This is a genomic window from Paenibacillus sp. sgz302148 (genome assembly GCF_056120465.1).
Genome location: NZ_JBVYOJ010000028.1, coordinates 64,277 through 72,092 on the forward strand (window position 1 = coordinate 64,277; position 7,816 = coordinate 72,092).

Annotated in this window: 7 protein-coding genes and 1 pseudogene; all 8 read left to right on the top strand. The window is 46.0% G+C overall.

Annotated features, from left to right (window positions below; all coding sequences use genetic code 11):
- Positions 1–31 precede the first annotated feature (31 nt).
- The 8 genes and pseudogenes from AC0LWM_RS29275 to AC0LWM_RS29310 all read left to right on the top strand — a co-directional run bounded on the left by AC0LWM_RS29275 (position 32) and on the right by AC0LWM_RS29310 (position 7,683).
- Positions 32–1,909 (top strand): hypothetical protein, encoded by a 1,878-nt coding sequence (locus AC0LWM_RS29275; RefSeq protein WP_474678570.1) that lies wholly within the window; start codon positions 32–34, stop codon positions 1,907–1,909.
- 343 nt (positions 1,910–2,252) lie between these two features.
- Positions 2,253–2,567 (top strand): RNHCP domain-containing protein, encoded by a 315-nt coding sequence (locus AC0LWM_RS29280; protein ID WP_474678571.1) that lies wholly within the window; start codon positions 2,253–2,255, stop codon positions 2,565–2,567.
- 43 nt (positions 2,568–2,610) lie between these two features.
- Positions 2,611–3,471, top strand: a complete 861-nt coding sequence (locus AC0LWM_RS29285) for a hypothetical protein (protein ID WP_474678572.1) — start codon at positions 2,611–2,613, stop codon at positions 3,469–3,471.
- A gap of 108 nt (positions 3,472–3,579) precedes the next feature.
- Positions 3,580–4,737 carry an extracellular solute-binding protein gene (locus tag AC0LWM_RS29290; protein WP_474678573.1) on the top strand — a complete coding sequence of 386 codons (1,158 nt, stop codon included), beginning with the start codon at positions 3,580–3,582 and terminating at the stop codon, positions 4,735–4,737.
- 136 nt (positions 4,738–4,873) lie between these two features.
- Positions 4,874–5,920, top strand: coding sequence for a VOC family protein (locus AC0LWM_RS29295; RefSeq protein ID WP_474678574.1), 1,047 nt, complete (start codon positions 4,874–4,876; stop codon positions 5,918–5,920).
- Between the two features lie 64 nt (positions 5,921–5,984).
- Positions 5,985–6,251, top strand: a pseudogene (locus tag AC0LWM_RS29300) (hypothetical protein); the annotation flags it as partial.
- Between the two features lie 83 nt (positions 6,252–6,334).
- Positions 6,335–7,126: a hypothetical protein gene (locus AC0LWM_RS29305; protein WP_474678575.1), complete on the top strand. Its 792-nt coding sequence runs from the start codon at positions 6,335–6,337 to the stop codon at positions 7,124–7,126.
- 158 nt (positions 7,127–7,284) lie between these two features.
- Positions 7,285–7,683, top strand: coding sequence for a VOC family protein (locus AC0LWM_RS29310; protein WP_474678576.1), 399 nt, complete (start codon positions 7,285–7,287; stop codon positions 7,681–7,683).
- Positions 7,684–7,816 lie beyond the last annotated feature (133 nt).

The window sequence follows — 7,816 nt, forward strand, 5'->3', positions numbered from 1 at the left end:
TCAAATCACTGCTATGCAGGAGGAGGTATCGATGGCATACATACGGTTGACTGTTCTGGTATTGGCATTTGAAGTTCTTATCACGGCTGTAATTGGTCTTGGCATTTATTATGGATTTTCCGTTTTTCCATATTCACAACCGACGATAACGATATCTGGCGATGCTGCAATTCAAACAAGCGGGTTTAACGCAACGATTCCGTTATATATGCCCTCGTTATCCGATTTGAAAGCGCCTTATTCGCTGCTGCAAACCAAGACGCAGACATGGGGGGTTACAGCGATCCTGGTATCGGTGGCATTGGCGGTGCTTCAAAGTTTTGTGCGCGGCATGTACCTGGGCGGGCTCAAAGGATGGGTTCAGAGCCGGAAGATCGTTCCGCTCATCGCATGCGGACGGCGATATTTCCGCGATATGCTGGTGTGGATGATATTCCAATACATGATGAACGCGTTGACATTTTTTCTGACCGCCGTCTTTTTTCCGATCGGTCTTATCTTGATCGTGGTTCAAATGTTCTTTTCGCTCACGCCCTATTTCATCGTTCTTCAAGAGCTCACTCTTTACGATGCCCTGGCCAAGGCGCCGCGCATGTTCCGACGTTATTTCCTGATGTTGCTGCCGCTTGCATTACTCGCCATGCTATGTACGCTTATCGTCAGCCTGTTCAAATCCTTGCCTCAACCCCTGGGATACGCCGTACCGCTACTCGTATATGCTGTGGTCGGAACGCTGCTTTTCGGTGAGCTGATGAAACGGTTGGCATTGAAATTGCGTTCGGACGGCGAAGAGGTTCCGCAATTGTTCTTCCGCGAAGTTCATTATGGCCGAATCACAAACTGTGTTGCCGTTTTACTCGTGCCCGTCTTGGTTATGGCCGGTGTTTTTGCGGCTAACGGACGCCACTTGGGTGTTTTTGATTATGGCGATAAAATGCGGCTTGCCGGCATTGCCTATCATACGAATTTTTCCGATGTATTCTACGCGTCGAATCAGCGTTATACGGCTTACGCATGGCAACCTGGAAATTATAGCATCGATATGCAGCTTCCAGACTTATCCGGCGAGTGGAAGCCCGGCGAGTTGCGCGGCATAGCCGACGTCAATTGGCAGGTGCTTGAGGAAGTACGTACCGTTAATGGCACGACGACTTTAATCGACTCGCAGCCATTCACTCGCACAAGCCGGCTGATGTACCGTTTGATCCGAGAGACAGCGGAGGACGGAAGCATTTACTATTCCAGCTTGAGGGGATTTGCATCGATCCTGCCGGGAGGGGAGCGGCCGCGCGAGCCGCTCTCCGTCGAAATCATGATCGGCGGGGATGGCGATCATATCTTTGTGTTGCAATATCCGACGCGGTTTAGTGTAACACAGGTATTCCGTGTTTCCGATGACGGGAAATATTTGATCCCGGGAACCAGCCCAGTGAATCCCTTGGATTTTCAAGCCTACTGGTTTACCAAGGAACACCGGATCGAGGAAGTTTTTGAGATGCTGGTTTCCAAAAACAAGACGAATTTCATGCCGACACTGGACCGTTCTTACATGGCTCTAGCCGCAGCCATGCAGGAAGGGGATGGGCGCATGGTCGTCGACATGCTTGAGATGATGCGACGGGGCAATGTAAATGTTCATGCGCCCGATTGGGATGCGCAGACGTGGACAAACTTCTTGCGAAGCCGATACGAAGGTGCCGGGTTAGGGGAGACCCTGGAGCTATTAACGAAAGCAGGCGTCCAAGGGAGTTATGAAGGCAGGGAAATACTAGGTAAAAGCGACGAGAAGGCTGGTACCTATCGATTCGAAGTGCCGTTCCCTAAAGAGACGCTGCCGATAACCTATGAGGAATCCAAGGAAGACGGCAGGTTATTGTCTATCACTGTTTTGGATCATATAGTAAAATGAGGAAGGGACGTTATGTACTGTAAGGGAGTAGTGAATAATGTTACACCATCGAGATAGGCTCATATTCTGCTGAAGACAGGGGACGACGCTAATACCAGTGATGAATGACATACACTTACCGATGGGAAGTGGGTAAAACCTGCGTCACAGTGGCCGGTACAAATCAACAAAGCCGGTCGAGGTTCGGATTCGGAAATCTGATGGTTTCTGATGAAGTCGGAATCGGAAGTAATCGCTTTGATAGCGATGAATGAGTCAATGGTCATTCCAAGCCTGGAGTCCCTAGGGAAAGAACAAACGGAACCCTGCCGACCTGATTTGAAATAAAATCAGGAGGCGGAATATGAGCAGGAACGATGAAAATACGGGATTTATTTGTGAGGCTTGCGGTCTGAGAATGCAGCCTTTATCGAATGGGAGTTTTCGTAACCATTGCCCAAGATGTTTATACTCCAAGCACGTTGACATGATGCCTGGCGACAGAAAAAGTCAATGTAAAGGTTTAATGCGACCTATCGATTTATTGGTTAACTCGAAAAAGGGATACCAAATCGTTCATAAATGTGAATCGTGCGAACAGATTAAGGTGAACAAGATTGCTGTGAATACTGTCCAGCAAGATGATTTTAATGCTTTAATCAAGTTATCTATCAACTAGTAAATCTGTACATAGCGTCCCTAAAATGAAAGGGGAAAAATTTATGAACGAAATCCTGGCGAAGGCACGTAATTTCATGCTTACACACGCCCGATTGTTAGAACGCAGACTTTTTGAGGTTCGCTTCGAAGGGGCACCTCCCGCTTCTGTCGGACAAGTTGTACGTGCATATCAAAATCCCGATGGCGGGTTGGGTCATGCTTTAGAACCTGATGTTCGTTGTCCGGAAAGTCAACCGCTATTTGTTTCTTTTGGCCTTGGAACATTGGAGGAAGCTGGGTATCGCGACGTTGAACTTGCTACTTCGATTTGCAACTTTCTTGAATCGATTTCAGACGTTAAAGGTCTTGTCCCTTTTTTTCTGGATTCCGCATATGAGTCTCCCATGGCAAGTCATTGGATCAATTCTTCTCTAACCCCCGGTGTTAATTCTACAGTTATTATTTGCGGTCTTCTTCATTATCAGGGTGCACAGCATGAATGGCTTTCACAAGCAACAGAAGCTTGTTATCAAGTGCTTATCGAAAATCCTCCCCTTGAAGCGCATGCGCTTTGTGGCGTTGCTACTTTAGCAGAGTACATACCGGACAGGGCCAAGGCAATGAATCTAGTGGATGCAATCGCGCTGGCTCTTCCTCGGGCTAGATTTTTCATTCCGGATGCTCCTGTAAATACATATGGTTTGACACCTCTTCATTTTGCACCGAGACCGAACGCAATCTGTCGGCCATTATTTACGCAAAGCCAGATCGACGGTCACTTGGAGGAACTTGTGAAACAACAAATGCCTGATGGAGGATGGCCTATAACTTGGGAAGCTCCAGGGCTAGCTTCTGAATCAGAATGGCGTGGTCGTATTACGCTTGAAGCCATTTGCAGATTACATGCATATGGAGTGATTTAATGGAACTGATGATTAATTAACGAGAACGAATAAAGAGTGGGAAGCATGCCGCAGCGGATTCTCCATTTTTATGACGCCGCGGTCTCAACTCATAAGGAGGAGTGTATGATGCAACAAAACAAATTGAAAATTTTATTTTACGGATGGGAGCAGGATCCAAGTGTAGAGGCTTTAAGAACAGTCTGTCGTGAATTTGAAGAAACGCAAAATGGTCTGGAAGTCGAAATCCAATATCTTAACATTTTTGAGTTTGATGAAACCGTTGATTATCGCAAGGAGATAGGCAATGCATGCGATTTGATTGGCATGCTGCCTTCCGACTTGGATTATTTTGTGAATAATGGCTACATCGCCGACCTTACGCCTTATTTAAGTGTACCTTTCGATGAAACATTCATTGAGGGTCTTTCGGATCTTATGAAGTTCAATGAAAAACCGATGGCGATTCCAACTTTTACGAATATGATAGGGGTTGTCTACAATAAGAACTGGTTTCAAGAGGCAGGTTTTGCTCCCCCGGAAAGCGGATGGAGTTGGGATGATTTTATTGATATTGCTCAGCACCTTCGGAATATCCATACAGATGCAACAAAATATCCAATCCAAATCGCATTCACTTTAGATATACTAGAGGGCATCGTACTCTCGATGGGCGGAAGCTACGTTTCCCAGGATGGAACTCGGATCTCGGGTTACATGGACAGTGTAGAAACGGCAAGAGCGATCGATTGGGTGAACGATCTGATTACAACTCAAGCTATCGCGCCTCGCTCGCAAACCGTGCTGAGAGAATGGTTCGATCAAGGGAAGATCGGGATGATGGTGACGTGGTTATACGACATTCCGCAAAATCAAATCAATGATGTGGGAGTCGTAGGTTTACCAAGCTCACCCGGACACCGTATCACACTGCCTCTTCCCAAAATGTTCGGCTTATCCAGCAATAGTCATAACCCGCAACGCGCTGTCGAGCTGCTGGAATATATCACTTGTAAAGAAAACGCATTCACACAACAAAGGATAGACGGGCAAGCATACTCCTTAAGAGAAGTGGCGGACAACTCGGATCCGGTGAGGAAAGTCATCCGAGAGGAGATGAAGTATGCCAAAGCGGGAGCTTATTTAAAAATTGTTGATTGGTTTGGCGGGGATTATAACAACCAACTGGAGAGTATCCTGGATGGCGAGCCCGCTCAAAAAACGTTACATGCACTTGCATCCCATATAGAGCGTCGATTAAGAAATAAATTCACTCCTTATTCATAAATTTTTTTCTTGTGCGAGTCAGGTTTGCGACATCATGTGGCATCTAAATCATTGTAAGTCACAATAACGAGAAAGAAGGATGATTCCAGTGAGTCAGTTAACGGCAACGAAGCTTGCGCTCAAGAGAATAGGTTGCATGTATATGCCGGTGAATAATGGGGAAAACGTCGTCTGGCCGTGGTATGAGAAGACTTTCACCGGAACGGGAACGGGTACTAGGCAATATTGTATATTTATGGACGAAGTCGAAAAGAAAGGATTGAAGAATACTTTTTTAACGGACGAATGGATTCCCGGTGAAACCTATGAGATGTTTTCCATTCGTTTTGAGACAGATTGCATTGAGGAACTTTACGAGCGACTGTCCAATGCAGGCGTGGAATTGGAACCATTGCAACATGTAGAACATAAAGGACTCATGTTTTGTTTTAAAGATCCGCATGGTCATAAGTTTCAAGTATGGCAAAACCCCAAGACCGTCACACAACCGATTCGGCAAGGAGTTTCTGTTTTTATTCGAGCGGCAGCTCTATTCTTCCCGGCAAGTGATCCAGCGGCATCGTACAAATGGTGCACTGAGACTTTAGGTTTAACCGTAAACGAATCCGGACAACCCGTAACAGAAGCGGGAGAAGAGATTTACTTTATTCGATCCCTGGAGGCCGGCAAAACGTATAATTTTGAAGCCCCAGGCAGTATACGAAATATGGCGTTAGTCATGTTCGAAGTAAATGGACTCAACAAGCTGCATCGACAATTGATTGATCGGGGAGTCAAAGTTTCCTATCAAATTCAAGATCGAGGAGGGTGCGGCCGACAGTTCCAATTATACGATCCGGACGGCAACAAGTGGGATATATGGGAGCGGCAAATGATGGTCCATTGGAGGGACGAAGGCGCAGCTAGCCCAGACTGGAAAGAACGGTACAAGTTTGGCGATTATAGCGGGGAACGCTTGATGGATGAATTTTTGCAATCGCTTGGAGGGCATCATCAATATGAGGCCGTAACTGCCGTACAGATTATCAATTATAACAAAATTCTCGAAATCGATCCTGAAGGAATACAAAAGCTTCTAGCAACATTAGATCAATTTTGCGAGCAAAATCCTGACCGATCGTTTCAAATTCTGCTGCGCGAAGGCTGGTATGACACGGATCAAATCGTCGTATATCGCAATTAATATGACGGCCGAAGAATCCCGCGTAACTCGCGGGTTTTTTCTTAAGATGAAAAGGAGGTCCATGATGAGACGAATGCCATTTGAACGTCCGACCCCTCATTATGATGAACGAATTCATCAAGTGGATGAGTAACTATGTGCACTGTTGAAGCAGCGGAAGGAGCTTTCAGACAACAATCCGGGTTTCCCGCCGTTTGAGTACATATCCGGATGGGCGGAATCATTTGGTTTTTACGAGGACTTTCTTAAAGTCATTTTTGCAACGCTCAGAATTGAGGAACATTATAAACCGATGGTGGAACCAACTGGATTTAGAAAACATATACCCGTTTTCTAATTGATCAGAAGACATGGGCTTACCGACATCGATATGAGTCCAAGCCTCTGATAGACATACAACGTAGGATGAGTTGAATGAGCTCGGAGGTGTGTGCGTTGGGATGTAAACGAAGAATTTTACCAAAATGCTGCAAACGTAAAACGATTGTTTGTAAAAAAAAGAAGAAGATCTGTTGTGCCGTCAAAAAAACGATCCCGATTTGCGTGAATCCAACCGTCTGTGTAACACCAACACCGATTCATGTAGACCCAACACCGGTCAATGTAGATCCAACACCGATAAATATAAACCCCGTCTTATCGATCAATCCGGTTCCTTTTCGCAGGACATGTACCACGACAAATTCTTATTATTTTCAGAATACGACGTCTATTCTCCTTTCTGATTCCTCAAGATTAGGCTCGCCTTATCCGTCTACAATTCTTGCTACCGGCATGTCCGGCACGATTACGAAGGTGACTGTAACCCTTGAACAGATCGATTACCCTTTATCTGTTTTGCTTGACATCTTGCTCGTTGGTCCAGACGGGATCGTGAACACCTTTATTATGTCGGATGCGGGAGATGATAATAGCCTTTCCGATACGACCTTGAATTTTGACGATGGTGCGGCTAATTTCCTCCCGGAGAACGACCCCATCACCACAGGTACGTACAAACCAACGAATTATCAATTCATTGGCAACCTGCCGGCCCCGGCTCCGCCTACATCACAGTCCGTTTCACTTAGCAACTTTAACGGGCGGCCTCCAAATGGCTTGTGGCGGCTATTCGTCTCCCAAGGATTTAGGAACGGTCAGATTGCAGCCTGGTCATTGACCATTACCACTACGGAAACGGAGGAATGTTTGTACACCCCTGTGTAAAAACTTTTTCTGGAAACGAGAGAGGAGCAGCATGCCGCGGCAGTTGCTCTATTTTTGTCCACTATCATATTGATAAAAAATGACACAACGAAGGTTTCATGATCATGATTATTCCCAAAGCCCTAAGAGTCATTAAAGGTCACAAGGAGGGTAAAACGATGGATAGTATGGATAATCAAGTTCAAACGTTGAATACGCAAGAGGGAAGCAGACTTGAAAAAAGAGTAGGCTCGATCTTTATCCATGTTTCAGATATGAAAAGAGCGGTGGAATGGTATAGCCGTGTGTTTGACCTGCCTTACAATGACGATTACATAGAGGGGCGGCTGTCTACAGTTTATACGCTGCATTTTGAGGGAACTGAAGTTTTGCTGGATAATAACGGCGGAGCCGAGCCACGCCCCCAACCTATGATGTTTTTCAAAACAGACGATATTCGGCAAACGCTCCAGTTCTTGAAGCAAGCCGGTGTCGTGATACATAAAGAGGTGCTGGAAAATAACATCGTCATTTTCGAAGACCCCGACGGCAACCGTCTGATGGCGATACAAATGTAATGACAGAGTGGAGCAGAATGCCGCTGAACAGCCCCCCGTCAAGTAGACAGTATAAAAATCAAAATCAATCAAGCGGCCTTCGTCCTGAACTCCATCGGACTGAGGCCGTTTAGTTTTGCTTGTAATCGTTCGT

Bases quoted from the DNA above. Each gene is read 5' to 3' on its own strand.
- AC0LWM_RS29280 (WP_474678571.1), top strand. From the start codon at position 2,253: ATGAGCAGGAACGATGAAAATACGGGATTTATTTGTGAGGCTTGCGGT.
- AC0LWM_RS29305 (WP_474678575.1), top strand. From the start codon at position 6,335: ATGAGCTCGGAGGTGTGTGCGTTGGGATGTAAACGAAGAATTTTACCA.
- AC0LWM_RS29290 (WP_474678573.1), top strand. From the start codon at position 3,580: ATGCAACAAAACAAATTGAAAATTTTATTTTACGGATGGGAGCAGGAT.
- AC0LWM_RS29275 (WP_474678570.1), top strand. From the start codon at position 32: ATGGCATACATACGGTTGACTGTTCTGGTATTGGCATTTGAAGTTCTT.
- AC0LWM_RS29295 (WP_474678574.1), top strand. From the start codon at position 4,874: ATGTATATGCCGGTGAATAATGGGGAAAACGTCGTCTGGCCGTGGTAT.
- AC0LWM_RS29310 (WP_474678576.1), top strand. From the start codon at position 7,285: ATGGATAGTATGGATAATCAAGTTCAAACGTTGAATACGCAAGAGGGA.
- AC0LWM_RS29285 (WP_474678572.1), top strand. From the start codon at position 2,611: ATGAACGAAATCCTGGCGAAGGCACGTAATTTCATGCTTACACACGCC.